At 62.9% G+C, this 23588-nt stretch carries 24 protein-coding genes; 9 read left to right on the forward strand and 15 right to left on the reverse strand.

All coding sequences use genetic code 11. The features are described from left to right. The first annotated feature begins 60 nt into the window (after positions 1–60). The gene (locus tag ACO06F_RS18585; protein WP_421694218.1) at positions 61–630 is read left to right on the forward strand and encodes a hypothetical protein; all 570 of its coding nucleotides are present in this window, start codon (positions 61–63) and stop codon (positions 628–630) included. Here ACO06F_RS18585 and ACO06F_RS18590 read toward each other — a convergent pair. The 4 genes from ACO06F_RS18590 to ACO06F_RS18605 are packed head-to-tail and all read right to left on the reverse strand — an operon-like array spanning position 617 to position 2722. Next, a complete protein-coding gene (locus tag ACO06F_RS18590) occupies positions 617–1543 on the reverse strand; it encodes a ribokinase (protein ID WP_421694219.1) in 927 nt (308 codons plus the stop codon). The genes ACO06F_RS18585 and ACO06F_RS18590 overlap by 14 nt on opposite strands. Before the next feature lie 4 nt (positions 1544–1547). Next, positions 1548–2000, reverse strand: a complete 453-nt coding sequence (locus ACO06F_RS18595; RefSeq protein ID WP_421694220.1) for an RbsD/FucU family protein — start codon at positions 1998–2000, stop codon at positions 1548–1550. A 55-nt stretch (positions 2001–2055) separates the two neighbouring features. Further along, complete coding sequence (locus tag ACO06F_RS18600) at positions 2056–2496, reverse strand: MaoC family dehydratase (protein ID WP_421694221.1); 441 nt, start codon at positions 2494–2496, stop codon at positions 2056–2058. Position 2497: 1 nt separating this feature from the next. Beyond that, positions 2498–2722 (reverse strand): hypothetical protein, encoded by a 225-nt coding sequence (locus tag ACO06F_RS18605; RefSeq protein ID WP_421694222.1) that lies wholly within the window; start codon positions 2720–2722, stop codon positions 2498–2500. Between the two features lie 116 nt (positions 2723–2838). Between ACO06F_RS18605 and ykgO the strand changes: the two genes are divergently transcribed. Next, positions 2839–2964 (forward strand): type B 50S ribosomal protein L36, encoded by a 126-nt coding sequence (gene ykgO, locus ACO06F_RS18610; protein ID WP_111195955.1) that lies wholly within the window; start codon positions 2839–2841, stop codon positions 2962–2964. 94 nt (positions 2965–3058) lie between these two features. Then, positions 3059–3670 carry a tetratricopeptide repeat protein gene (locus ACO06F_RS18615; protein WP_421694223.1) on the forward strand — a complete coding sequence of 204 codons (612 nt, stop codon included), beginning with the start codon at positions 3059–3061 and terminating at the stop codon, positions 3668–3670. A gap of 29 nt (positions 3671–3699) precedes the next feature. Here the strand turns inward: ACO06F_RS18615 and pyk are convergent, their stop codons facing one another. From pyk to ACO06F_RS18630, 3 genes are all read right to left on the reverse strand, one after another. Then, positions 3700–5112 (reverse strand): pyruvate kinase, encoded by a 1413-nt coding sequence (gene pyk, locus ACO06F_RS18620; RefSeq protein WP_421694224.1) that lies wholly within the window; start codon positions 5110–5112, stop codon positions 3700–3702. Continuing rightward, positions 5112–5540 carry a DUF1036 domain-containing protein gene (locus tag ACO06F_RS18625; RefSeq protein ID WP_421694225.1) on the reverse strand — a complete coding sequence of 143 codons (429 nt, stop codon included), beginning with the start codon at positions 5538–5540 and terminating at the stop codon, positions 5112–5114. Before ACO06F_RS18625 ends, pyk begins: the two co-directional genes overlap by 1 nt. Before the next feature lie 213 nt (positions 5541–5753). Next, positions 5754–6182: a DUF1036 domain-containing protein gene (locus ACO06F_RS18630; protein ID WP_421694226.1), complete on the reverse strand. Its 429-nt coding sequence runs from the start codon at positions 6180–6182 to the stop codon at positions 5754–5756. Between the two features lie 145 nt (positions 6183–6327). On the opposite strand from ACO06F_RS18630, the gene ACO06F_RS18635 reads away from it, so the two are divergent. From ACO06F_RS18635 to ACO06F_RS18645, 3 genes are read left to right on the forward strand one after another with little or no spacing between them, the layout of a single operon-like run. After that, complete coding sequence (locus tag ACO06F_RS18635; protein WP_421694227.1) at positions 6328–7080, forward strand: N-formylglutamate amidohydrolase; 753 nt, start codon at positions 6328–6330, stop codon at positions 7078–7080. A gap of 30 nt (positions 7081–7110) precedes the next feature. Then, on the forward strand, positions 7111–7410 hold the full coding sequence (locus ACO06F_RS18640; protein ID WP_421694228.1) for a DUF1244 domain-containing protein: 300 nt from the start codon (positions 7111–7113) through the stop codon (positions 7408–7410). 19 nt (positions 7411–7429) lie between these two features. Continuing rightward, positions 7430–7702 carry a DUF2312 domain-containing protein gene (locus ACO06F_RS18645; protein WP_421694229.1) on the forward strand — a complete coding sequence of 91 codons (273 nt, stop codon included), beginning with the start codon at positions 7430–7432 and terminating at the stop codon, positions 7700–7702. Positions 7703–7826: 124 nt separating this feature from the next. Here ACO06F_RS18645 and ACO06F_RS18650 read toward each other — a convergent pair whose 3' ends face one another. From ACO06F_RS18650 to ACO06F_RS18660, 3 genes are all read right to left on the reverse strand, one after another. Beyond that, positions 7827–9326 (reverse strand): DUF882 domain-containing protein, encoded by a 1500-nt coding sequence (locus ACO06F_RS18650; RefSeq protein WP_421694230.1) that lies wholly within the window; start codon positions 9324–9326, stop codon positions 7827–7829. Between the two features lie 259 nt (positions 9327–9585). Beyond that, a complete protein-coding gene (locus tag ACO06F_RS18655) occupies positions 9586–11418 on the reverse strand; it encodes a L,D-transpeptidase family protein (RefSeq protein WP_421694231.1) in 1833 nt (610 codons plus the stop codon). 128 nt (positions 11419–11546) lie between these two features. Beyond that, positions 11547–13052, reverse strand: coding sequence for a sigma-54-dependent transcriptional regulator (locus ACO06F_RS18660; RefSeq protein WP_421694232.1), 1506 nt, complete (start codon positions 13050–13052; stop codon positions 11547–11549). A gap of 232 nt (positions 13053–13284) precedes the next feature. Here ACO06F_RS18660 and ACO06F_RS18665 point away from each other — a divergent pair, with 232 nt between their 5' ends. Both ACO06F_RS18665 and ACO06F_RS18670 read left to right on the forward strand, forming a co-directional pair. Beyond that, complete coding sequence (locus ACO06F_RS18665; RefSeq protein ID WP_421694233.1) at positions 13285–15102, forward strand: heavy metal translocating P-type ATPase; 1818 nt, start codon at positions 13285–13287, stop codon at positions 15100–15102. A 124-nt stretch (positions 15103–15226) separates the two neighbouring features. Beyond that, complete coding sequence (locus tag ACO06F_RS18670) at positions 15227–17008, forward strand: M3 family oligoendopeptidase (protein ID WP_421694234.1); 1782 nt, start codon at positions 15227–15229, stop codon at positions 17006–17008. 114 nt (positions 17009–17122) lie between these two features. Here ACO06F_RS18670 and rpmE read toward each other — a convergent pair whose 3' ends face one another. Further along, complete coding sequence (gene rpmE, locus ACO06F_RS18675) at positions 17123–17344, reverse strand: 50S ribosomal protein L31 (RefSeq protein WP_421694235.1); 222 nt, start codon at positions 17342–17344, stop codon at positions 17123–17125. Between the two features lie 191 nt (positions 17345–17535). Between rpmE and ACO06F_RS18680 the strand changes: the two genes are divergently transcribed. After that, positions 17536–19329 carry an ABC transporter transmembrane domain-containing protein gene (locus ACO06F_RS18680; RefSeq protein WP_421694236.1) on the forward strand — a complete coding sequence of 598 codons (1794 nt, stop codon included), beginning with the start codon at positions 17536–17538 and terminating at the stop codon, positions 19327–19329. Positions 19330–19559: 230 nt separating this feature from the next. Here ACO06F_RS18680 and ACO06F_RS18685 read toward each other — a convergent pair whose 3' ends face one another. From ACO06F_RS18685 to ACO06F_RS18700, 4 genes are all read right to left on the reverse strand, one after another. Further along, positions 19560–20591, reverse strand: a complete 1032-nt coding sequence (locus ACO06F_RS18685; RefSeq protein ID WP_421694237.1) for a peptidoglycan -binding protein — start codon at positions 20589–20591, stop codon at positions 19560–19562. Continuing rightward, positions 20591–21667: a flagellar motor protein MotA gene (locus ACO06F_RS18690; protein WP_421694238.1), complete on the reverse strand. Its 1077-nt coding sequence runs from the start codon at positions 21665–21667 to the stop codon at positions 20591–20593. The genes ACO06F_RS18685 and ACO06F_RS18690 overlap by 1 nt, the downstream gene beginning before the upstream one ends. A 210-nt stretch (positions 21668–21877) precedes the next feature. Next, positions 21878–23275 carry an NAD(P)(+) transhydrogenase (Re/Si-specific) subunit beta gene (locus ACO06F_RS18695; RefSeq protein ID WP_421694239.1) on the reverse strand — a complete coding sequence of 466 codons (1398 nt, stop codon included), beginning with the start codon at positions 23273–23275 and terminating at the stop codon, positions 21878–21880. A gap of 5 nt (positions 23276–23280) precedes the next feature. Beyond that, positions 23281–23586, reverse strand: coding sequence for a proton-translocating transhydrogenase family protein (locus ACO06F_RS18700; RefSeq protein WP_421694240.1), 306 nt, complete (start codon positions 23584–23586; stop codon positions 23281–23283). Positions 23587–23588: the final 2 nt, after the last annotated feature.

Here is a 23588-nt window from a genome sequence, read left to right on the forward strand (position 1 = left end):
GTTTCGGCTTGAACGCCCGCTTCTTGCTAGAAGCAGTCCATGGGCTGGAGAGACATCAACATGAACCGCCGGAAGCCGCGCGTGCAGGTGGCCGTGGTTCCGCGCGAGGAGGGGCAGGACCATGCCGGCGCTGTGCTGCGCAAGGCGGCCCGCACGGCGCTCTCCACGCTCGATGCACAATGGAAGGGGGGAGGCGATTCTGCCTATCTCTCCTTCATCGCAGGCTACCTGGCAGGTCTTGCACGCCATCAGGCGCTGAAGCATGGGGTCGACGCCGAGGACACGCCGCTCGAGGAACTGCTGCAGGAGCTTCGGGACCTATCGCCAAAGCTCCTTCACGCCGCGTTGTCAGAGCTGCGCTTTTCACCCCGGCATGGTTCCGCCCCGGCGCGCGCGAAGCTTGCGGCGCAAGATGCCTTCGCGGATGCGGGCTATCTCGTGGGTCACCTGGAATCGCTCTGCGGCACGCAGCGGCTTCTGCCCGCTTCATCCGATGCCGCGGCCTACCTCACGCGCTGCGATACGGCTGCGGACCGCATGCAAACCCATCACCCCACGGCCAGCCTGAGGTTCGATGCGGGCGAACGGGAGATCGTAAGCAAGGCAGTGGCGGCTCTCAACAGGCGTTGAGCAGTGCCTGAATTTCGGACCTCGTGGGCATGGCCGGTGCCGTGCCGGGACGGGTCACCGAAATGCCAGCCGCGGCGGAGCCGAAGCATGCAGCATCTGCAGGTGCCATGCCTTCCGCCAGGCCCGCGGCAAAGGCGCCGACGAAGCTGTCACCCGCACCCGCCGTCTCCACCACCCTGCCGGCATTGAAGGCCGGGATCATCACGGAGCTGCCGCGCTCATGGAGCAGCGCCCCACGCGCGCCAAGCGTGATAAGGGCGGTCCGCGCGCCCTTCTTCAGCAGTACGTCCCCTGCCGCCCGGGCCTCACCCTCGGTTCCCACGGGAAGGCCCGTAAGGGCCGCAGCCTCGGTTTCATTCGGGATCACATAGTCGCACAAGGAAAAAATGTCGTCCGGAACCAGTGCCGCGGGGGCAGGGTTGAACAGCGTGATGCAGCCCGCTGCCCTGGCAATCTCGAGGCCCGACCTCGCCGCGGCGAGGGGCTGCTCGAGTTGGGTTACGAAGACCTTCGCACCTTCAATGGCGGCGCGTGCCCCCTCCACATCTGCCGCGCTCAAAGATCCCGCAGCACCCGGCACAACGATGATGGCGTTCTCACCCGTTTCGTCGCTGACGAAGATATAGGCGGCGCCCGTCGGCTCTTCCGCTGCAAGCGCGGCATGTGCCGTGATGCCTTCGGCAGCCCAGGTCGCGCGGGCGATGTCGCCGAAAGCGTCCTGGCCCAGCCGGGTGATGAAGTGCACGTCAGCGCCTGCGCGCGCTGCGGCCACGGCCTGGTTCGAACCCTTGCCGCCGGGGCCCATCTTGAAGCCCGAGCCCATGAGGGTTTCCCCCATCACCGGCTGGCGGCCGGCGCGGAAGGCGAGATCGGCCACGAAGATGCCGAGAATGGCGATGCCCCGCTGTGACATGGGCTCAGCCCTCGGGCGGGATCACGCCCTTCTTGAGGATGAAGCAGCCGTAGAAGCGGGTTTCCCCCGTCACGATCACGGCATAGGCATCGCGCGCCTTCTCGTAGAAGGCGAAGCGCTCCACCTGGCCCATGGGCCAGGAGCGGCCTTCCCGGCTGTCGATCACGGCTTGAACCTCGGCCTGCACGGGCGGAACTTCGCCGGGCTTGCCGACGATCTCCATGCGCTCGGCCGGTGCATCCACAAAGCTGTCGAGCGGCATGACGGAGAGGATGGCGTCAATCGCCTCCGCCGCCGACAGATTGTCCATGCGCAGCAGTTCGCCCGTCACCGTGTGGCGGGCCACCGAATCGGCGGGAAAATTGGTGTCACAGATCACCAGGTCATCGCCATGGCCCATGGCCCGGAGACAGCGGATCACGTCCGCGTTGAGGCGGTTGTCGAAGTTGCGCAGCATTCTCGAGTCCTCCCAAGACTTCTGGGGCGGAGGCTAGTGGGGCGGCTTCAGGAGTTCAATAGCCTTCGGGCTTTCCCGGCACTTTCACCAGCGCCTCGCCTTCGAGCACCAGCGTTCCCCCGACCTTGCAGCGGCAGGCGAGCTTCACGCGGCGTCCCTTCTCGACCAGCTCAACCACCTCGACTGAGGCTTCAACATGGTCTCCGATCCGCACCGGCGCCTTGAAGTTCAGCGTTTGGGACAGATAGACGGCACCGGGCCCCGGCAGCCTGGTGCCGATCACGGCGGAGATCAGGCTTGCGGTATAAAGACCATGGGCGATGCGGCCGCCAAAAGGGGTTCGCGCGGCGAAATGCTCGGACAGGTGAATGGGGTTCCGGTCTCCCGAGATCTCGGCAAAACCCACGACGTCGGAGGATTTCACCTCCTTTACATAGGTCTCGGTCATGCCGAGGGCGAGATCCTCGAAATAAAGCGTCTGGCTGGGGGGAAGCATGTCAGCTGCGGCCGGTATGGATGCCGAAGAGGTTGACGAGGTGAACGGCCGCCAGAAGGGCCACGAACGCGAAAACGATGATCACCGGCGTTGTCGGAATCAGCCGGGGCGTTAGTGTGTTGCGCGGCCGGTGCTCCAGCCAGGACATGAAGCCAATGATGGCGACGCTTGCCACCAGCAGCCCGAGGGTTATCCAGAGTTCGAGTGAATTGTCGGTGATGGGCATGGGCTGGAAAGGCGGATTGGTTGACAGCTAGGAGGCGCCCCGCTAAGGAACCGCCAGTGTTCAACAGGCGGCCCGGGGTTACACGCTCCTTCTGCCTGAAATGTCAGGTGAAGTCCATGAAAGTCCGTAACTCTCTCAAGTCCTTGCTGAAGCGCCACCGCGACAATCGCATGGTGCGCCGGAAGGGCCGTATCTACATCATCAACAAGACCAATCCGCGCTTCAAGGCGCGCCAGGGCTGATATCAGGCTCTTCGCAGAATTGTGAACGCCGTGAACGGGATGCCGTTCACGGCGCTCTTTTTGTTGCCATGATGGCGGGTGTAGACTGATTTCCATGCGCATCCTCATGGTCATCGCCACCCTTGCCACCCTGTCTTCCGCCGCCCTTGCGGAGGACGCGCCAGCGCCCGGTGCTGCACCATCCCTTCCGGGCCAGGCTGCCACCCCGGAAAAGCCCGTGAAGCCTGCGGAGGCCCGGGCGGAGCAACTCGACATTCTGTTCGGCCGCCTGCACCAACAGGGTGTCCAGAGCGGGCCTGTCGAAGAGCGGATCTGGCAATTGTGGAGCGCCTCCGATTCGCCGACGGCTGAGGTTCTCCTGCAGCAGGGCCAGCGGGCGATCGAGGCTGGCGCACCGGCGGAGGCCATGTCGATCCTCAACAGGCTGATCGGGGCCTATCCCGATTATGCCGAAGCTTGGAACAAGCGCGCCACGCTCTATTTCATGATGAAGCGCTATGATGCGGCACTGAAGGATATCGATCAGGTGCTGAGCCTAGAGCCCCGCCACTTCGGGGCGCTTGCCGGCAAGGGCATGATCTTCGAACGCGAGAAGAAATATTCCGCCGCCCGCACCGCCTATGAGGAGGCGCTTGCCGTCAACCCCAACCTTGAACAGGTGAAGGCGGCCGTGAAGGAACTCGACCGGCTGGAGCAGGGGATCTAGGCCGCCCGCTTCCTGGGCGACCTTTTAAGTCAGACGTAGGCGATGCGCAGCATGTTCGTGGCGCCGGGTGTGCCGAGCGGCAGGCCGGCGGTGACGATGATGCGCTGTCCCTGGCTGGCAAACCCCTCTTCGCAGGCGATGCGGCTGGCTCTCGTCACCATGTCATCAAGGTCATGGGCGTCTTCGGTCAGCACGCAGTGGAGGCCCCAGGCCAGCGCCAGGCGCCGCGCCGTGGCGGGGATGGGCGTTAGCGCGATCACGGGCGTGTCTGGCCGCTCGCGTGACATGCGAAGCCCGGTCGAGCCCGAGCCCGTATAGCAGACGATGGCGGAGAGCTTCAGCGTCTCCGAAATTGAACGTGCCGCACTCGAAATCGCATCGGCACTCGTCGCCTGCGGTTCGGTGCGCTGGGCGGTGATGATGCCGCGGTAGAGCGAATCGCGTTCAACGGCGCGGGCGATCCGGTCCATGGTGGCCACCGCCTTGTCAGGCCATGCGCCGGTGGCGCTTTCTGCCGAGAGCATGATGGCGTCCGCACCTTCATAAACGGCGGTCGCCACGTCGGAGACCTCCGCGCGCGTCGGCACGGGCTCGACGATCATGGATTCGAGCATCTGCGTGGCGACGATCACAGGCTTGCCCACGCGGCGCGCCGCACGGGTGATCTGCTTCTGCTTTCCCGGCACGCTTTCAAGCGGCAGTTCGACGCCCAAGTCGCCGCGGGCCACCATCAGCCCATCGGCAATATCCAGGATCTCGTCCAGCACGGTGAGTGCGGCGGGTTTCTCGATCTTGGCCATCACACCGGCGCGGCCTGCGATCAGCTTCCGTGCTTCGGCCACGTCATCGGCGCGCTGCACAAAGGACAGCGCGATCCAGTCGACGCCTGCCGATGCCGCGGCCTCAAGATCGGCGCGGTCCTTTTCGGTGAGGGCCGGAATGGGAATGACCGTATCCGGCAGGTTCACGCCCTTTCGGTCCGAGATCGTGCCGCCGAAAATCACCCGCGTCGTCAGCCGCGTGGGCTCCGCTTTCAGGATTTCGACGCGCAGGCGGCCGTCATTCAGCAGCAGATTGTCACCCACCTGTGCCGAGGCGAAGATTTCGGGGTGGGGCAGGTGAACGCGGGTCGCATCACCCGGCGTCTTGTCCGTATCGAAGATGAAGATATCGTCCGGGGCGATCTTCGCTTCCTTGTCCTTGAAGGTGCCGATGCGGATTTTCGGACCCTGCAGATCGGCGAGAATGCCGATCGGGCGCTTGAGCTTTGCTTCGAGCGCACGAATGTCGCGGTGAAGCTGCCGCAGCAGGTCATGCTGGGTGTGGCTCATGTTGATGCGGAAAACGTCGACGCCTGCGAGGAAGAGCTTCTCCAGCATCTCGGGGGATGACGATGCTGGCCCCAGCGTCGCCACGATCTTCACATTGCGGTTTCGGCGCATTACTGTCCTTGTGTGGTCTTTTCGCCCGACAGCGAGACGGTCCAGTCCTTCTCCTCGCCGGTGTCGACTTCGAAGAAGTTGGTCTTGGTGTAGCCGCGGCCTTCACAGTCTTCTATGCCGCGAATCGTAAACACCTTGTCTCTCGTGCACATGACGGACTTGCCGCCCCAGGAGCCGCCCTTGTCATAATCCACGGCGAAGATGTAGTAGTAGCGCGCGATCAGGTCACCCTTCAGCAGGGGAACGCATTTCTGCGGCGCGACCGTCCACCAGCCTTCGGTGGCCCAGCCGTCCTTGTCCTTGTAGCCCAGCGCAACGCCGACGCGGCTTTCGGTCTTGTTGCAGAGCTTGAGGTCCGCATGCGCCGGAAGTGACATGAAGCCAGTGAGCATGAGTGCGCCTGCCACCAGCGCCATTTTGCGAAGCATTCTGCCGCCTCCGGAATTGGATCGCGAATCTGTCATTACATTCCAAATCTGCCCGGTCCGCGTCAACGGGGGAAGGCAGTTTTACCCTCCGGATTGAACGGCGTAGCTTTGTAAGTGAGGGATTAGCCTCATCTTTATGGCCAGTCCATGACAAAGATTGGACCTTTGGGGGCACTCAAAATCGTAGCGCTGAACGCCACAGGACGCCATCGATCAGTTGGCGGACGTCTTCGAGTCTTCGGTCAATTTGACGGTATGGTCCGCCTGATCGCCGGTATCGACCTCATAGAAGCCTTTCTTAACGAAGCCCCGGCCCTCGCAATTGTTGTAGCCGCTGATGGTGAAGGCCTTCTTGTCGATGCACAGCACCGATGTGCCACCCCACACGCCATGGTCCTTGAGGTCCACGGCATAGATGTAATAGTAGCGAGCAATCAGGTCTCCCTTGACCAGGGCCGCGCATTTGCCGGCTTCCACGGTCCACCAACCTTCGCTGAACCAACCCTGTTCATTCTTGTAACCCACGGCCAGCCCCACCTGGCCATTGGTGCTGTTGCACAGCTTCAATTCGGCACGGGCGGGGAGCACCAGCACTCCCATCAGAATGAGCGTGCCAGCTATCAGGGCGATGTTCCGCTTCATTCGGCCGACTCCGGGCTGATCACGTTTGATCATCCTTCTCTCACTTTTCCGATCCGCGTCAACCCTTGATTGACGCAAGCGTGCAACGGCAAATTCCTGGCATAATCCGGTGACGGCGGAAACGCCGTCACCTATATGCCGCAGCATGAATATCGATCAGGTCCAGGACGCCTATGAAACGGTGCAGGGTGGAAATGCCCAGCGCCTCATTCTGCTTTGCGATCACGCCTCGGCGTCGCTTCCCGCGGCTTACGGTGCGCTTGGCCTGCCGCCGGAACAATTCGCACGTCACATTGCCTATGATATCGGGGCGCGGGCGCTGACCTTGGGCGTCGCCGGGCGGCTTCAGGCCCATGCCGTGCTGTCCTGCTTTTCGCGCCTGTTGATCGATCCAAATCGCGGGCTGGATGATCCAACGCTTATCATGCGGATTTCGGATGGTGCGGCGGTTCCGGGAAACTGCAGTGTGGACGAAGCCGAACGCGCGCGCCGCATCGCGCAGTTTCATGCGCCCTATCACCGCGCGATTGCTGAAACGATTTCGGCTGTTCACGCAAAGGGGCTCGTGCCGCTGTTGGTGTCGATCCACTCTTTCACGCCTGTCTGGCGCGGCTGGCCCAGGCCCTGGCATGTGGGCATTCTGTGGGACAAGGATGAGGCCACGGCGCGGGCCATGATCGCCGGTTTCCTGGCGCAGGGTGATCTTGTGGTGGGGGACAATGAGCCCTATCACGGGGCGCTTGAAGGCGATACGCTGAACACCCACGGCACCAGCGCCGGCCGTCCCCATGCCCTGATCGAGGTGCGGCAGGACCTCATCGCCACCAAAACAGGTGTGGATGACTGGGTGGAGCGGGTGGCGAAGGTGATCGAACCGATTATGTATGACCTCCGGTGACCGGCCCGGACGTTAAGGGGTTTTGAGACCATGACCATTGACGAACAGACCAGGACAGAGCTTGAGGCAGCGGCCTTCCGCCGCCTGCTGGAACATTTGCGCGCACGCACGGATGTCCAGAACATCGACCTCATGAACCTCGCGGGTTTTTGCCGCAACTGCCTCTCGAACTGGTTCGAAGACGCAGCAAAGGCCAGGGGCGTGCCCGTCACGCGCGATGAGGCGCGCAGCATGGTCTATGGCATGCCCTATGAAGAGTGGAAGGCCAGGCACCAGGCCCCCGCCACGGACGCGCAGAAAACGAATTTCGCCCAGTCGCACAAGCACTGACAGCGGGGAGCACCAGTACATGACAGCATCTAAGACCAGCTTCGCCCATGGCCAGCTCAAATCCATCGTGGAGCGTATCGAGCGCCTCGAGGAGGAGAAGAAGGTGATCGCCGGCGACATCAAGGAAGTCTATGCCGAAGCGAAAGCCAATGGCTTCGATACCAAGATCCTCCGCAAGGTGATCAGCCTGCGCAAAAAGGAGGCCGCCGAGCGCGAGGAAGAGCAGTCCATGCTCGATGTCTACCTCGCCGCACTCGGCATGATTCCTGGCGAGGCAGAAGAGGCGGCTTAAGGACTAAGCCGCAGTTCTCTTTTCAGCCATGCCACGGCACGGCCGGGGCATGTTTCCGCCGCACCAAACGAAAACACCCGGGACCAGCCCGGGTGTGATGATTCTTGATGTCGGCCCGCACCCCTTACTGCGTGGCGTCAGCCTGGCCTAGCTTCATCTGGTTCAGGGCTTCGGCGCTGAGCAGGCTGCCCTTGCCGGCGCGGTTGACGACCAGCATGTCACCCTTGCCCGAGGCGGGGGCCTGGGCCATCTCGGCGACGGCGAGGCGCGGCATCTGCGGCGGCGGTGGTTCCGCCTGAGCATCGCTCACGCCGGGAAGCAGGCTCGCAACACCGGAGTCGCCGAATTGCTGGGGTGCACCGTCACGGCGGACGGCCTTGGCGCTGTCGAACACCAGCTGCTGCGGCCACCAGAACAGGTCATCGCCAGAGGCCGAAGCAGTAATGGTGCGGATCGTCGGGATGCCCTTGGCATCGCCGTTCTCGATCTCATCGGTGAGGCTGGTCTTGGCCGCGGCGTTGGATTCCAGCGACTCGGGCTCTGCCATGGTGCCGGCGGCAACGACGACGCCCACGGAATTGCCATCAACCGGTGAAGGTTTCATCTGGGCCGTCGGGTCCGGAGGGGGTGCCGAGGCGGGCTCGATCTTCATGTTCACGGCGGCCATCATCAGCACTTCGATGGGCTTCGGCCGCGGCTTCGGAACCGGGTATCCCTGGGAAACGCCTTCTGAGGCATCGGCCATGTCCTCGGTCTCACCGGCGGGTTTGGCCTTGGGCTTGGTCGGGGCAGCCGAGGCGTCCTCGCTCATGCCCGCAAGTTCCTGGTTGTCGCTGCTGTAGTCTGTGTCCAGCGGAATCTTCTTCTTGCTCTTGGCGCTCGCCAAGTCCTCGCCGTCACCCTCATCATCCACATCCTGCTGGGAGGGGAGCTTCGAGGCTGTCGCATCGGCGGCGGCCAGTTCCACTTCCGGAACGGCCTTCATGCCCTTCTTGTTGAGGCGGGCGCCTACGGTGCGGCGGTAGTCACGCATGATCATGGCCATCTGCGTGGAGCTGATGGCGGGGCCCCAATGGCGGACACGGCCCGAATCGATGTGAAGGAAGCCCGAGGGGCCTGCGCCGGAGCTGTAGTAACCCACGCCACCCACCTCGCGCACCAGCGCGGAATTGCGGATCTTGATCGTGGGAACGTCCGGGAAATAGAGGTCGATGGCGTGGCCCACCATGTGCTGGCTCTTGCGCGCCACGTTGCGGCCGACCTTCTTCAGGAAGGCGTTTGTCTTGGGGGAACGATAGCCGCAGACGATGTGGATCGGCGCCTTGGACCCGAGGTCCGCGTGAAGTTCCCACATCAGGTCGATGGTCTTCGGCGAAATGGTGATAACCTCGTTCCGCCGCCAGTCACGCATCAGATAGTTGATCTTCTTCATGGCGGACGGAATGTACTTGCCGTCCTTCATGTAGGTGATGGTGAGGCTTTCCTTGGTGTGGATGTGATAGAGCGACACCGTGCGCGTTTCGCCGCCGGAATGGGCGGGTTCATTCAAATTGAAGAATACGCCCGCGCCGAGCGCGGCCGCAATGAATGTGGTAGCGGCTATTTTCTTCCAGCGCTGAATCACGTTGCGATGTCCGGCTTCCCTGCAGTCCAAACCCTTACCCCACTTACAAACCGGTTTTCCGGTTCCTCTGGTGCCTGTCCAGCCTGCCAACCCCCATCCCCGGGTATTGGCTTACACTGAATTCGCGTTTCGAACAAGAATGAGGCCACCATGAGGCGGCATTGCAGGAAAGGTAAATGGGTATGTTTAACAAGCCTTTAACGACCAGAAATTGTGGCGGCTACCTCTGGTCGCAGGGGCCGCTGCGGCAGGGAGCACTTCAGCGCTGGGCCACGAGCGTGGCGGAGCGTGCCGTTTCCAGTGCCTTGTCGCGCCCGTAGATGTCGCTGAAATAGTCAATTTTGCCCGTTTCATCTGGCCAGGCTGTGAAATAAGCGATGTGCACAGGAAGCTTCTGCTTCAGTCGAACCGTCTCGCTTTCGGGCGAGGCAACCTTGTCCGCAATCTGCTCCGGCGACCAGCCAAGCACCACGGACGCAAACTCCTGCGGGTTCTGCACACGCACGCAGCCATGGCTGAAAGCCCGCACGTCCCTTTCGAAGAGTTCGCGGAACGGCGTGTCATGCATGTAGATGTTATGGGTGTTGGGGAAGAGGAATTTCAGCTCCCCCAGCGCATTCTTGGCGCCCGGCGGTTGCTGGATGCCATAGGGAATCTTCCGGCCATAGCTCGACCAGCGGATCGATCGTGAGGGAACGACCTTGCCCTGCTGCGTCACCACCTTGAAGCCCAGCTTGTCCAGATAGGCGGGGTCACGCCGGAGCTTGGGCAGATATTCATTGGCGATGATCGACGGCGGTACGCCCCAGGACGGGTTGAACACCACGAATTCCATTTCGTCGTTGAACACCGGCGTCTGCGTATCGGGCTTTCCGACGATGACGCGCGTTGTCCATTCCGGTTTGCCGTTCCGGATCACCTGCGCCTGATAGGCGGGCTGATTGACGAAGACATAGCGGCCGCCCAGATTGCTCGGCAGCCAGCGCACGCGCTCCATATTGTCGAGAAGCTTGTCAATGCTCCGCCTGGTGCCATCGGTGTTGAGCGCAGCAACGGTCTGCGGCCCCAGGGCGCCCGTCACCTTGATGCCCGCTGCCTTCTGGAACAGGCGAAGCTGCACGGAAAGCTCGGCGTCCAGCAGGTCAGGATCGACGGGCTCGGATGCGGCCACGTCATAGCCCAGCTGATCGAGGCGGCTGCGGACCGCAGGAATACGCTCGTCCGCTTCGCCCTTCTTGACGATCTTGCCATCGGCCACGGGGTTCAGCGCGGGCTTGCCATCTGCCGCGCGAAGTTCGGCAAGCGTGGACTTCATCGCGGCATAGGCCGGATGTGTGGGATTGAGGCTCTTCAGATATTCAGCCGCGAAGGGCGACAGCGCCAGCATCTTCACAGCCTGCGCCGCCGGCACCCAGGGCGGCGAAACATCGTGATAGCGCGACAGCAGGGCAGGGTCGAACTGCCCGCCCGAGGCGTCGCGCGCATAGCGCAGGGCAGCGCCCGTCAGGTCGATGTCGAAGCGCGCCATGGCGGCAGGGTCATCGGCGGGGACTGGCGCATCGAAGGCGGAAAGACCACCCGGCAGATAAGTCTGCGGCTCGAGCCCTTCGGTACCCGCGGCAGCGAGCAGCTTCAGCACTGCGGCGCCGCGCTCGCTCAGCTTTCCATTGGTGAACCAGAAGGGGCGGTAATTCTGCGCGGCATATTGCGCGACCAGCGCCTCGCGCGCCGCGGGCAGCACGTGCAGGGCAGGGCCGCTGCCGGAAAGCTGGTCATAGACCGCAGCGCTCGCCTGATCTTCAGGCCGCGTGCCGGTCAGCTTGATGCCGGACAAAGGCACGAGCTTCGGCGGCACATAGGTGAGATTTCCCATGCCAAGGCCCGGGTCTCCCTCGGGGTCTGCATCGGCGACGGGCTGGCGGGACTTGGAGCTGGCCTTGCGGACGCCAACCTCATCTTCATTCGAGCCGAACAGGCTGCGCCGCCTTTCAGTTTTCTTCTGCGCGGAGGAGGATGAGCCGAACAGCTGCTCAAGAAAACCGGGACGGCGCGCCTTCGCCTGTGCGTCCGCTTGCGCCCCGCTGCTTATCATGAGCGCGGCCAGACATACCGCGGTACCCGCCATTACAAACTTCTTCATACACTCACCTGCGCGGCCCTTGCCCCGGCACCTTAGACACCGCCGCCCCTGCGGAATGTCAAATCACGTTCAATTGCAAACTAGCCCGCTGCCTCTTCAAGGCCAAGGTCCTTCATGCGCCGGTACAATGTGGACCGGCCGATGCCCAGCTTGCGGGCAACCTCCGACATCTGCCCCTGGTAGCGCGCCAGCGCAAGCCGGATCATGTCAGCTTCCACATCTTCGAGCTTCCGGATATGTCCACCTTCGGTCACTGCCGGAATGCCATAGGCAATGCCGTCAGACACGGCAGGCCCGCCTTTGCGCGGCAAGGGCGCTCCGCCGGCAATCGCCGCAATGCCCTGTGGCAGTGCCGGTTTCGGCGCCAGCTGTGGGGCGGGAGGAATCTTGATTTCGTAGCCATCAACGAGGGAGGCGATCTGCGGGAAATCCTGAATGTCCAGCCGGTCGCCCTCACACAGCACCATGGCGCGGAACACGGTGTTCTCGAGCTGGCGCACATTGCCGGGCCAGGCGTAGCCGCGCAGAAGTTCCAGCGTCTCAGGCGCAATGCCGCGCACTTTGCGGCCTTCTTCGGCGGCGAGCCGGGTGATGAAATGCTCCACGAGCGCAGGAATGTCTTCCTTGCGGTCGCGCAGGGGCGGCACCATGATCGGGAAGACGTTCAACCGGTAATAGAGGTCTTCGCGGAACTGTCCGGCCTTCACCATTTCGATCATGTTGCGGTTGGTGGCGGAAATCAGGCGGATATTGACCTTCACGGGCTTGCGGGCGCCCACGGGGTCGATCTCGCCTTCCTGAATGGCGCGAAGCAGCTTCACCTGAATGTCGAGCGGCAGCTCCGCCACCTCGTCCAGGAACAGGGTGCCGCCATCGGCCTCCTGGAATTTGCCAGGGTGCCGGGAGGTGGCGCCGGTGAAGGCGCCTTTTTCGTGCCCGAACAGGATCGATTCGACGAGATTCTCAGGGATGGCACCGCAATTGACGGCGACGAACGGCTTTCCCGCCCGGTCGCTTTCACCCTGGATCGCACGCGCAATCATTTCCTTGCCCACACCAGATTCGCCTTCGATCAGCACGGGGATGGTGGATTGCGCGCCGCGCCGGCCGAGGCGCAGCACATTGGCCATGGCGGGGGAGGAGGCGATGAGATCGGTAAAGCTGAGTGCGCCGCCAACCTTTTTGTTGAGCCGCTTCACCTCTTCGGTGAGGGCATTCACTTTCAGCAGGTTCTGCACGGAGATCTTGAGGCGTTCCGGGCTGATGGGCTTCACCACGAAATCATCGGCCCCGGCCCGCATCGCCTTGATGACGGTTTCGATCGAGCCCTGCGCCGTCTGCACGATCACCGGCAAGTCGCCGCGGATGGACTGCAACCGGTCAAGGAACTCAAGACCATCCATGCCGGGCATGTTGAGATCGAGGATGATCAGTTCAATCGTGCCGCCGGAATGGCTTTTCAGCACATCGAGGGCGCGTTGCCCCCCGTCGACCGGCATCGGATCACAGCCGAAGCGCCGGATCATTTCCTCGAGAACTCTGCGTTGTGCCGGATCGTCTTCGACAATGAGAACGCGGACAGCCATGCGTCTAAAAACTTCCTGAAACCTGCCATTCGGGGGGAAGGGCGGCCTCCGGACTGGCATCCGGAAACGAGCGACTCGCCTCTTCCTTGGCCTTAAGGTGACAGTGAAGGGTAAAGGCGCTGTTAATGACGAGCCACATTTGGGGACAGTCACAAACGATTGTTTCCATGAGATTTTTGATCCTGGTCAAGGATACCCCGGGGTATTTCAGCTTGGTTCACAACTGGGAGGTGTGAACTTGAATTTCATCCGCATCGCGCTGTTCGTCCTTGCCGTGCTGGGCCTTGCCGCCGGTTTTGTTGCGCCCCTGGCGGGCCTTGGCGAATGGCAGGCCTGGATCTGGGGTGGTGCGGCGGCAATCCTCCTTCTCTCTCTCCTGCGCGAGATCATAACGTCGCTGATCCATCGCGAAGTGGGGCTCGATATTGTCGCGGCCGTATCGATCTCGGCGGCTCTCCTCTTTGGCGAGACGCTCGCCGCCGCCGTCGTCGCGCTGATGTATGCCAGCGGAGAGTTGCTCGAAGATTATGCGGCAAACCGTGCCCGCGCGGATATGCGGGCCCTCCTGGCGCGGGCGCCCAAGACCGCACTCCGCTACCTGGATGGCCAGCTTGAAGAGGTGGCGATTGACGCCATTGTCGCCAGGGACCGGCTGCTGATCCGCCAGGGCGATATTGTTCCGGTGGATGGCCGCGTGGCCCATGGGATGGCGCTGCTGGACATGGCGGCGCTCACGGGAGAATCGCTTCCCATCCAGTGCCGGGAAGGCCAGGACGTTCAAAGTGGCGCGCGCTCGGTGGATGCAGCGTTCGAAATGGTGGCGCTGCGCCCCGCTGCCGAAAGCAGCTATGCCGGCATCGTGCGCATGGTACAGGCGGCACAGGCCGAGAAGGCGCCAATGGCGCGGCTCGCGGACCGCTATGCCATCGTCTTCCTCGCCGTCACGCTGGCACTTGCCGGCGGCACCTTCCTGCTGACGGGAGATCACATCCGCATGCTCGCAGTCCTCGTCTCCGCCACGCCATGTCCGCTGATCCTGGCGGTGCCGGTTGCGATCATCTCCGGCATGGGAAAGGCGGCGCGGCGCGGCGTTCTGATGAAGGGGGGGCCGGTTCTCGAAACCATGGCGCGGGCAAAAAATCTCGTCATCGACAAGACCGGCACGCTGACACGCGGCCGCGCGGAGCTTGAGGGGATCATCCCCGCGGGGTCCTGGTCTGCTGACGAGGTGTTGCGGTTTGCGGCCTCACTCGAGCAGGCTTCGGCACATGTGATCGCGGGCTCGATCGTCGCTGCGGCACAGGCGCGCGGGCTTTTGCTGTCCCATCCGGAGAATGTGCATGAAACGGCGGGGGAGGGGCTTTCGGGCCAGGTCGAAGGCCAGGACGTGATAGTGGGCGGGCATGATTTCGTGGTGCGCCAGCTTGGGCAATCCAGCCTGCCGCGGCCTGGGCAGCAGCCCGGCACGGCGGTGGTGGCGCTCGCCATTTCGGGCCAGCTTGCCGGGCACCTGCTGCTGGCAGACAGCGTGCGCGCCGAAACGCCGCTGGCGCTGGAACGGCTCCGCCAGGCAGGGATCGCGCGCATTGTGCTCGCTTCGGGCGACTCACAGGCCGTGGTGGACCGTATTGGCGGGGGGCTGGGGCTGGACCTGCTCAAAGGAGATCTGCGGCCGGAACAGAAGGTTGCCGTCATCCTGGCGGAGCGCAAGACCGGCATCACGCTCATGGTGGGCGATGGCGTGAACGATGCGCCGGCCCTCGCAGTCGCCGATGTCGGCATCTCCATGGGGGTAACGGGTTCAGCAGCGGCGACGGAATCAGCCGATGCCGTGCTGCTGGTCGATGACCTGACGCGGCTGGCTGAAGGGCTCCAGGCGGCCCGGCGTGCCCGTGCCATTGCGCTGCAAAGCGTGGTGGCGGGGCTGGGCATGTCCTTCACCGCCATGCTGGCCGCGGCTTTCGGCTATCTCTCGGTGGTGGATGGCGCGATCCTGCAGGAGGTGATTGACGTGTCGGTGATCCTCAATGCGCTCAGGGCGCTGCGCTAGGTCAAAAGCTTGAGCATGATCCGTAAAAGTGGATTCCACTTTTGCGGATCATGCTCTGGGCCCCCCGTTGCCGAACCACCTCCGGTGGGCCATATCAGCCTCAGATTTCACGGAAGGACGAGACATGACCGTTGCAGCCGCCGAGACCCTTGGAACGCTTCCCGAGTGGAACCTTGCCGACCTTTACCCCGCACCGGATTCCCCGGCCTTCGCCGCCGACATGAAGAAGGGCGAGGAGATGGCCCGGGCCTTTGCGGAGACATACCGTGGCAAGCTCGCGGGCCTGAGTGGCGAAGGTCTGGCAGAGGCGCTGAAGGATTATGAGGCGCTTTCCGATGTGCTGGGCCGCACCGGGTCCTATGCCCAGCTCTATTATGTGGGTGACACGACCGATTCACAGCGCGGCAAGTTCTATGGCGATACCTCCGCCAAGCTCACCGACATTTCCACGCTGCTTCTGTTCTTCGAACTGGAACTGAACCGCATTGATGATGCCGCACTCGCGGAGGCAATGAAGGTGCCAGCGCTCGCACATTACCGGCCGTGGATCGACAATTTGCGGATGGAGAAGCCCTATCAGCTCGATGACAAGCTGGAAGAGCTTTTTCTGGAAAAATCGCAGACGTCCTCTGCCGCGTTCAACCGGCTGTTCGACCAGACCATGGCGTCGCTCCGCTTCGAGGTCGATGGCGAGATGCTTTCGCTTGAACCCACGCTGAACCTGATGCAGAGCCCGGATGAGGCCAAGCGCAAGGCAGGGGCGCTGGCGCTGGCCAAGACCTTCGGCGAGAACATCAAGCTGTTCACCCTCATCACCAATACGCTCGCCAAGGACAAGGACATCTCAGACCGTTGGCGCGGTTTCAAGGACATTGCCGAGGCGCGGCATCTGTCCAACCGGGTGGAGCCGGAGGTCGTCGCCGCACTCGTCGAATCCGTGCGCAAGAACTATGCGCAGATCTCGCACCGCTATTACCGCATGAAGGCCAAATGGCTGGGCAAGGATCAGCTCATGCACTGGGACCGCAATGCGCCGCTCCCCGCGGAGGACACCCGCGAAGTTCCATGGGCCGAGGCGAAGGAGATGGTTTTGTCCGCCTACGGATCATTTGCACCGCAGATGGCGGATATCGCGCGGGACTTTTTCGAGAAGCGCTGGATCGACGCGCCCTCGCGGCCGGGCAAGGCGCCGGGCGCCTTCGCCCATCCGACGGTTCCATCGGCGCATCCTTACGTGCTGCTGAATTACCTGGGCAAGACCCGCGATGTGATGACGCTGGCCCATGAGCTGGGCCACGGCGTTCACCAGGTGCTGGCGGCCAAGCAGGGCGCGCTCATGGCCTCGACACCACTGACGCTTGCCGAAACCGCCAGCGTCTTCGGCGAGATGCTGACCTTCCAGGCACTCCTCGCCAAAACCACGGATGCGAAGAAGCGCAAGGTGCTCTTGGCCTCCAAGGTGGAGGACATGATCAACACCGTCGTCCGTCAGATCGCGTTCTACACCTTCGAGCGCAAGGTGCACGAGGCGCGAAAGGAGGGTGAGCTGACGCCCGAGCAGATCAATGCCATCTGGATGGATGTGCAGCGCGAGAGCCTGGGCGACGGCATTGCATTCGGCGAAGGCTATGAAACCTTCTGGACCTACATCCCGCACTTCATCCATTCACCCTTCTATGTCTACGCCTATGCCTTTGGCGATTGCCTGGTGAATTCGCTCTATGCCCGCTACCGCGAAAGCGAGCAGGGCTTTCAGGACAAGTATTTCGAGATGCTGAAAGCCGGCGGCACCAAGCACCACTCGGACCTCCTCCAGCCCTTCGGCCTGGATGCGTCCGACCCTAAGTTCTGGGACAAGGGCTTGTCGGTGATCTCCGGCATGATCGACGAGTTGGAGAAGATGTAACGGACATCCATGCCGTCGATTCATCGTGGCAATGTGGGGCAGTCAGCCCATCCCGCACAACAAAAAGCCCGGCCTTCCGGCCGGGCTTTTCCATCCGCCGCAGCGGCAAACGAATTACTTATTGAGGAAGCCGAACTTCTGGTTGAACTTGGAGACGCGGCCGCCCCGATCCAGCAGGGTCTGCTGGCCGCCGGTCCAGGCCGGGTGGGACTTGGGGTCGATGTCCAGGTTCATCGTGTCGCCTTCCTTGCCCCAGGTGGTCCGGGTCTGGAAGGTGGAGCCGTCGGTCATGACGACGTTGATCATGTGGTACTCGGGATGGATGCCTTGCTTCATGGCGAAAACTCTCTCAATGGCGGGACCGGCCCCGCACTGGGACTGGCGAATTCCGGGTTCGGCGGGGCGTATACAGGAGATAGCAGGGTGAGGCAAGTCCGCCACGCCAATGCATCCCGGAAGCTGCGGCGGCCTGCCCCAGCCGCGCGCACCCGCTTCCATTCTTCCACCCATCGGCTAGAAGACCGGACATGAGCAATCCCTACGAAGACGAGGCGCGGCGCCGCCCCAAGGGCCGCAACCTCCGCCCCCTCCTGAGGCTCACCCCCTATCTGCGCCCCTACCGGCTGCAGATGGTATATGCGCTGATCGCTCTTCTTGCGGCGGCGGGTGCAACCCTGGCCGTGCCGATTGCGGTCCGGCGCATCATCGACAATGGCTTCACGGCGGACAATGCGCTGCTCGTCGACAAATATTTCCTCGCCATGCTCGCCGTCGTCGCCGTACTGGCGCTGGGCTCCGCCTTCCGGTTCTATTTCGTCATGTGGATCGGCGAGCGTGTGGTGGCCGATGTGCGGGATGCGATTTTCAGCCATCTTTTGAACCTGAGCCCCGCCTTCTTCGAAGTGCAGCGCTCCGGCGAAGTGGTCTCGCGCCTGACGGCTGACACGACCCAGATCAAATCCGCCTTCTCCTCCACCGCCTCGATCGCACTGCGGAACGTGGTGATGCTGATCGGCACGGTGGGCATGATGGTGGCCACGAGCCCGAAGCTCGCGGGCCTTTCCCTTCTCGCATTGCCCCTGATCGTTCTGCCGCTCGTCACCTATGGCAGGCGCGTGCGCAGCCTCTCGCGGCTCGCGCAGGATACGCTCGCCTCCTCCGCCGCCTTCGCCCAGGAGCGGCTCCTCGCCGTCTCGACCGTGCAGGCCAATGTGCAGGAAGATTCCGCGCGCCGGAACTTCAGCGATGCAACGGCCATCGCCTTCGCCGCCGCCGCCCAGCGCACGCTGGCCCGTGCCGTGCTCACGGCCCTCATCATCAGTGTTGCGGCGGGTGCCGTCGTGGTGCTTCTCTGGTATGGCGCGAGTGCTGTGATCGCCGGCAGCATGACGGCGGGAACGCTGAGCCAGTTTCTGATCTATGCCATTCTCGCGGCAAGTTCGCTGGGCCAGCTCTCCGAAGTCTGGGGCGATGTGCAACTCGCGGCAGGCGCTTCGGAACGCATTGCCGAGCTTCTGGACGAGAAGCCGGGGATCGCCGCTCCCGCAGCGCCCCAGGCGCTTCCTTCACCCCCCAGGGGCGAGCTCGCCTTCAGCCACGTGTCCTTTGCTTATCCCACGCGCCCCGACAGTGCGGCCCTGATCAACGTCTCCTTCGCGGTGAAGACGGGTGAGACGGTGGCCATCGTCGGCCCCTCGGGTGCTGGCAAGACCACCATCTTCTCCCTCGCCCTGCGCTTCTTCGATCCGCAAGCCGGCTTCGTCTCGGTTGATGGCGTGGACGTCAAGAAGGCCGTGCCGCAGGAGGTGCGCGGCCGCATCGCCGTGGTGCCGCAGGAGACGGTCATTTTCTCCGGCAGCGTCATGGAGAACATCCGCTTCGGCAAGCCCAGTGCGAGTGCGGAAGATGTCCTCGCCGCAGCCCGTGCAGCGCGCGTTGACGAGTTCGCCGAGCGCCTGCCCAAAGGCTATGACACGGAAGTGGGCGAGCGCGGCGTCACCCTGTCAGGCGGCCAGCGCCAGCGCATCGCCATCGCCCGCGCCATCCTGCGCGATGCGCCCATCCTTCTGCTGGACGAGGCGACGAGCGCGCTTGATGCTGAAAGCGAAGCCTTCATCCAGCAGGCGCTCGAACAGCTCACCGCCAACCGCACCACGCTGGTCATCGCCCACCGCTTGGCCACCGTAAGAAACGCGGACCGCATCCTGGTTCTGGACGGTGGCGAACTGATCGCCGAAGGCACCCACTCAGAGCTGATCAACACCAGCCCCCTCTACGCGAGGCTCGCGAAGCTGCAGTTCACCGCAGTGGCGGCGGAGTAAGGCCGTCAGCCTATCTTGAGCAGCGCGCAGTCAGTCGCGATCAAGCCGCAATTCACACGCCTGTCTTTCCGTCACCCCAGCGAAGGCTGGGGTCCCGCTTCCGCCTCAGCACGCTGTACAGAAAGCGGGGATCCGGCCTTCGCCCGAGTGACGGCAAAGCGGGATAACTGAAAAACATTTCCATGAACGCTCGAAGCTCTAAATACGTTCGTCGTCCTGGCGACGCCGTCTCACCGCTCCGTCAGCTTCAGCTCGATGCGCCTGTTCCGCGACTTTGCCTCTTCCGTGGAGCCCGGGTCGATGGGCTGGAATTCACCGAAGCCAGCAGCCACCAGATGCTGCGGCGACACGCCGTTGGCGATAAGAAAGTTCACGACGGCGATGGCACGCGCCGCCGACAGCTCCCAATTGGATTTGAACTGTGCTGACTGGATCGGGTCCGCATCCGTATGGCCGTCAACCCGCAGGACCCAGGCAATATCCGGCGGAATCTCGCGCTCTAGCTGTTTCAGCGCATCGGCAAGCTTCAGCATCTCAGCCTGGCCTTCGGGGTTGAGCGTCGCCTGCGCTTTGGGGAACAGCACTTCGGCCTGGAAGACGAAACGGTCCCCAACCACCAGAATATCGGAACGTTGGGAGAGGATCTGCCGCAGCCTGCCAAAGAATTCGGAGCGGTAGCGCGTCAGCTCCTGCACGCGCTGCGCCAGGGCGGAGTTGAGACGCTTGCCGAGATCGGCGATCTGCGCTTCGGATTGGCGGTTCTTGGTCTCGGAGTCGGTTAGGAGGCCGTTCAGCGTCTGGAGCTGCCGGCGCATCGCCGCAATTTGCTGGTTCAGAAGCTCAACCTTCGCCAGCGCCTCGGAGGAGATGTTCTTCTCCTTGTCGAGTGAGGTCTGAAGGCCCGTGATGGTGAGGCTGGCATCGTTGCCCTTCTCGCCCGCGCTCTCAAGCAGAGAGGAGAGTTCCGCTGTCTTGCTCTTCTCGGCCGCGAAATCATCCTGAAGTGCGGTGAAGGAAGATTCCATATCGGCCTTCGCCGCCTTCTCGAGTGCCAGTAGCTGCGTCAGCTCTGCGATCTGGGCACGAAGCTGGCCCAGGGCAGAATCCTGTCCTGAAATCTGGCGGGCCAGAAGGAACTGCGCCGTCATGAAGACGGACAGCAGAAAGGTGATGACCAGCAGCAGCTGGGCCATGGCGTCCACAAAGCCTGGCCAATAAGCGTCTTCGCTGCCGCGTCCGCGCCGCCTGGAAAGACCGGCCATTACGGCCGCTCATCCTCTGCCCGGGCCCGGGCCATGCCGCGGGACAAGGGCCCCGTGGCGCGGATCAGAAGACGCTGGATTTCATTCTGCTGCGTCTGCTGGCCCTGCGCCCACTGCCGCACGATTTTCTGCTCTTCCCGCATCTGGGCAACGAGACCTGCCACTGCATCGGCGAGCTGCTCAATCGAATCCGTATCCTGCTTCTGGACCGGCGCGGAGGCCACGATCGGCTGGGGCCTCGGGTTGTCGATGCTGTGCGTCAGCTTCTCGACGGCGCGCTGAAGGGCCTGAAGCTCGGCACGGAGAAGCTGCGGGGCAATGCTGGCCGCATTCTGAGACGGCTGCGCATCGCTTCCCGAACCGGCGGCAATATCGGTGATGGACGAGAGCCAGTCTTCAAGATCGATGTAGAAACGGTTCTGCGCCTGTGCCGCCTTGAGGTCGAGAAAGCCCAAGATCAGCGAGCCCGAAAGGCCGAGCAGCGAGGACGAGAAGGACAGGCCCATACCGCGGAGCGGCGCCTGAAGGCCGTTCTTCAACTGGTCGAACAGCGTTGCTGACTGGGAGGAGGTGACGTCAAGCCCTTCAATGGCGCCGCCAATGGACTGCACGGTTTCAAGCAGGCCCCAGAAGGTGCCGAGAAGGCCCAGGAAGATCAGAAGGCCCACGAGATAGCGCGAGAGATCGCGCGATTCATCAAGGCGCGAGGCAAGCGAGTCCAGCAGCGAGCGCATGGAGAAAGGCGAGAGAACCGTGTCCTGCCGGTTCTTGAGCAGCATCGCCATGGGGGCCAGAAGCTGCGGCGGGCGCGAGGCATCTTCCTGCCCGCCGTCGCGGAAGCGGTTGACCCAGTTCACCTCACGGAACAGGCGCAGCACCATGCGGAAAGAATGGAAGAGGCCAAACAGCAAGGTGGCCACGATCACGCTGTTCAGCATCGGGTTGGCCATGAAGGCCCGCGTCAGCCCCGGCAGGATCACCACAACGAGGATCGCCACCAGAAGCGTGAAGACCACCATGTGCACGAGATAAACCCGTGGTGGTTCAAGGGGTTGGGTTGCCTCAGCTACAGCCATGTCTCTTCCGCCGCATTGCGCGTTTGGTTTTCGGGGCAAATCTAGACGATTGCGAGGCACAAGGGGAGTGGCTTGTGCGAAAGCGCTTGCGCCCTCGCCGCCCTTCCCGACCTGCCGTCACACCGGCCACCCGGATACACGTCCGGAGTATGCCCCTTCCTACCCGAAGGAGCGCGCGCTGTCAAGGATTAAATTCCCGATAAGGGAATTCTAGGCCAGTGCCTTGTTGATCTCTTCCGTCATCTTCTTGGCATCGCCGAACAGCATCATGGTGTTGTCACGCCAGAACAGCGGGTTGTCGACGCCGGCATAGCCGGACGCCATGCCGCGCTTGATGAACATCACCGTCTTGGCCTTCCACACCTCGAGCACCGGCATGCCGAAGATGGGCGACGTCGGATCGTCTTTGGCAGAAGGGTTGGTCACGTCATTGGCGCCGATGACGAAGGCGACGTCGGCCTGGCCGAAGTCCGAGTTGATGTCCTCGAGTTCGAACACCTCGTCATAGGGCACGTTGGCCTCCGCCAGCAGCACGTTCATGTGGCCGGGCATGCGGCCCGCTACCGGGTGAATGGCATATTTGACCGAAACGCCTTCCTTCTTCAGAAGGTCGCCCATTTCGCGCAGCGCATGCTGGGCCTGTGCCACCGCCATGCCATAGCCGGGCACGATGATGACGGACGCCGCATTTTTCATGATGAAGGCCGCATCTTCCGCCGAGCCCTGCTTGACGGGCTTGGCCTCGCCACCCTTGGCGGCAGGCCCGGCACTTTCGCCGCCGAAGCCGCCGAGGATCACCGAGATGAAGCTGCGGTTCATGCCCTTGCACATGATGTAGGACAGGATGGCGCCCGATGAGCCCACCAGCGCGCCGGTGATGATCAGGGCTGTATTGTGCAGCGTGAAGCCGATCCCCGCCGCCGCCCAGCCCGAGTAGGAGTTGAGCATGGAGACGACGACCGGCATGTCCGCCCCGCCGATGGGAATGATCAGCAGGAAGCCCAGCGCCAGACTGATGGCGATGATGGCCCAGAACCACAGCCAAACCGGGCTGGCATAAAACAGAGCGATGCACAGGACGAGGCCCAGTCCCAGTGCAATGTTGATGATGTGCCGACCCGGCAGCATGATTGGCGAGCCGGACATGCGGCCATCGAGCTTCAGGAAGGCGATGATCGAGCCAGTGAAGGTGATGGCACCGATCGCGGCACCCAGCGACATCTCAATGCGAGAGATGGGCTGGATCTGCCCGTCGAGCAGAATATGGAAGGCATCCGGCGCATAGAAGGCCGCGGCCGCCACGAAGACGGCGGCAAGGCCCACGAGCGAATGGAAGGCCGCCACCAACTGCGGCATGGCCGTCATGGCAATGTTCTTGGCCGCATAGCCGCCAATGCCGCCGCCAATCGCCAACCCCAGCACGGTGAGGCCGATCACCATGGGTGAAAGGTGCATGGTGGCGAGGGTGGTAAGGATGGCAATGGTCATGCCAACCATGCCGTAGATGTTGCCCTGCCGCGATGTGGCGGGCGATGACAGGCCACGCAGCGCCATGATGAACAGCGCGCCGGAGACGAGATAAAGAAGGGCTGCGAGATTGACCGACATGTCGCCTACTTGTCCTTCTTCTTATACATGGCGAGCATGCGGCTGGTGACCATGAAGCCCCCGAAGATATTGACCGATGCCAGGATCAGCGCCAGGAAGCCGAAGATCATCGCTGTGATCGAGCCTGATTCCAGCGCCCCCACGCCCACCGCCAGCACTGCGCCCACCACGATGACGGATGAGATGGCGTTGGTCACGCTCATCAGCGGCGTGTGCAGCGCCGGCGTCACGTTCCACACCACATAATAGCCCACGAACACCGCCAGCACGAAAATGCCGAACAGCGAGACGAACGGATCGATCGCTTCCATCA

Origin of the sequence: Aestuariivirga sp. (assembly GCF_965227715.1) — a bacterium.
GTDB lineage: Bacteria > Pseudomonadota > Alphaproteobacteria > Rhizobiales > Aestuariivirgaceae > Aestuariivirga.

Excerpts from the sequence above, each read along its gene's own strand:
- ACO06F_RS18585 (WP_421694218.1), top strand. The coding sequence starts at position 61 with ATGAACCGCCGGAAGCCGCGCGTGCAGGTGGCCGTGGTTCCGCGCGAG.
- ACO06F_RS18590 (WP_421694219.1), bottom strand. The coding sequence starts at position 1,543 with ATGTCACAGCGGGGCATCGCCATTCTCGGCATCTTCGTGGCCGATCTC.
- ACO06F_RS18595 (WP_421694220.1), bottom strand. The coding sequence starts at position 2,000 with ATGCTGCGCAACTTCGACAACCGCCTCAACGCGGACGTGATCCGCTGT.
- ACO06F_RS18600 (WP_421694221.1), bottom strand. The coding sequence starts at position 2,496 with ATGCTTCCCCCCAGCCAGACGCTTTATTTCGAGGATCTCGCCCTCGGC.
- ACO06F_RS18605 (WP_421694222.1), bottom strand. The coding sequence starts at position 2,722 with ATGCCCATCACCGACAATTCACTCGAACTCTGGATAACCCTCGGGCTG.
- ykgO (WP_111195955.1), top strand. The coding sequence starts at position 2,839 with ATGAAAGTCCGTAACTCTCTCAAGTCCTTGCTGAAGCGCCACCGCGAC.
- ACO06F_RS18615 (WP_421694223.1), top strand. The coding sequence starts at position 3,059 with ATGCGCATCCTCATGGTCATCGCCACCCTTGCCACCCTGTCTTCCGCC.
- pyk (WP_421694224.1), bottom strand. The coding sequence starts at position 5,112 with ATGCGCCGAAACCGCAATGTGAAGATCGTGGCGACGCTGGGGCCAGCA.
- ACO06F_RS18625 (WP_421694225.1), bottom strand. The coding sequence starts at position 5,540 with ATGCTTCGCAAAATGGCGCTGGTGGCAGGCGCACTCATGCTCACTGGC.
- ACO06F_RS18630 (WP_421694226.1), bottom strand. The coding sequence starts at position 6,182 with ATGAAGCGGAACATCGCCCTGATAGCTGGCACGCTCATTCTGATGGGA.
- ACO06F_RS18635 (WP_421694227.1), top strand. The coding sequence starts at position 6,328 with ATGAATATCGATCAGGTCCAGGACGCCTATGAAACGGTGCAGGGTGGA.
- ACO06F_RS18640 (WP_421694228.1), top strand. The coding sequence starts at position 7,111 with ATGACCATTGACGAACAGACCAGGACAGAGCTTGAGGCAGCGGCCTTC.
- ACO06F_RS18645 (WP_421694229.1), top strand. The coding sequence starts at position 7,430 with ATGACAGCATCTAAGACCAGCTTCGCCCATGGCCAGCTCAAATCCATC.
- ACO06F_RS18655 (WP_421694231.1), bottom strand. The coding sequence starts at position 11,418 with ATGATAAGCAGCGGGGCGCAAGCGGACGCACAGGCGAAGGCGCGCCGT.
- ACO06F_RS18660 (WP_421694232.1), bottom strand. The coding sequence starts at position 13,052 with ATGGCTGTCCGCGTTCTCATTGTCGAAGACGATCCGGCACAACGCAGA.
- ACO06F_RS18670 (WP_421694234.1), top strand. The coding sequence starts at position 15,227 with ATGACCGTTGCAGCCGCCGAGACCCTTGGAACGCTTCCCGAGTGGAAC.
- rpmE (WP_421694235.1), bottom strand. The coding sequence starts at position 17,344 with ATGAAGCAAGGCATCCATCCCGAGTACCACATGATCAACGTCGTCATG.
- ACO06F_RS18680 (WP_421694236.1), top strand. The coding sequence starts at position 17,536 with ATGAGCAATCCCTACGAAGACGAGGCGCGGCGCCGCCCCAAGGGCCGC.
- ACO06F_RS18685 (WP_421694237.1), bottom strand. The coding sequence starts at position 20,591 with ATGGCCGGTCTTTCCAGGCGGCGCGGACGCGGCAGCGAAGACGCTTAT.
- ACO06F_RS18690 (WP_421694238.1), bottom strand. The coding sequence starts at position 21,667 with ATGGCTGTAGCTGAGGCAACCCAACCCCTTGAACCACCACGGGTTTAT.
- ACO06F_RS18695 (WP_421694239.1), bottom strand. The coding sequence starts at position 23,275 with ATGTCGGTCAATCTCGCAGCCCTTCTTTATCTCGTCTCCGGCGCGCTG.
- ACO06F_RS18700 (WP_421694240.1), bottom strand. The coding sequence starts at position 23,586 with ATGGAAGCGATCGATCCGTTCGTCTCGCTGTTCGGCATTTTCGTGCTG.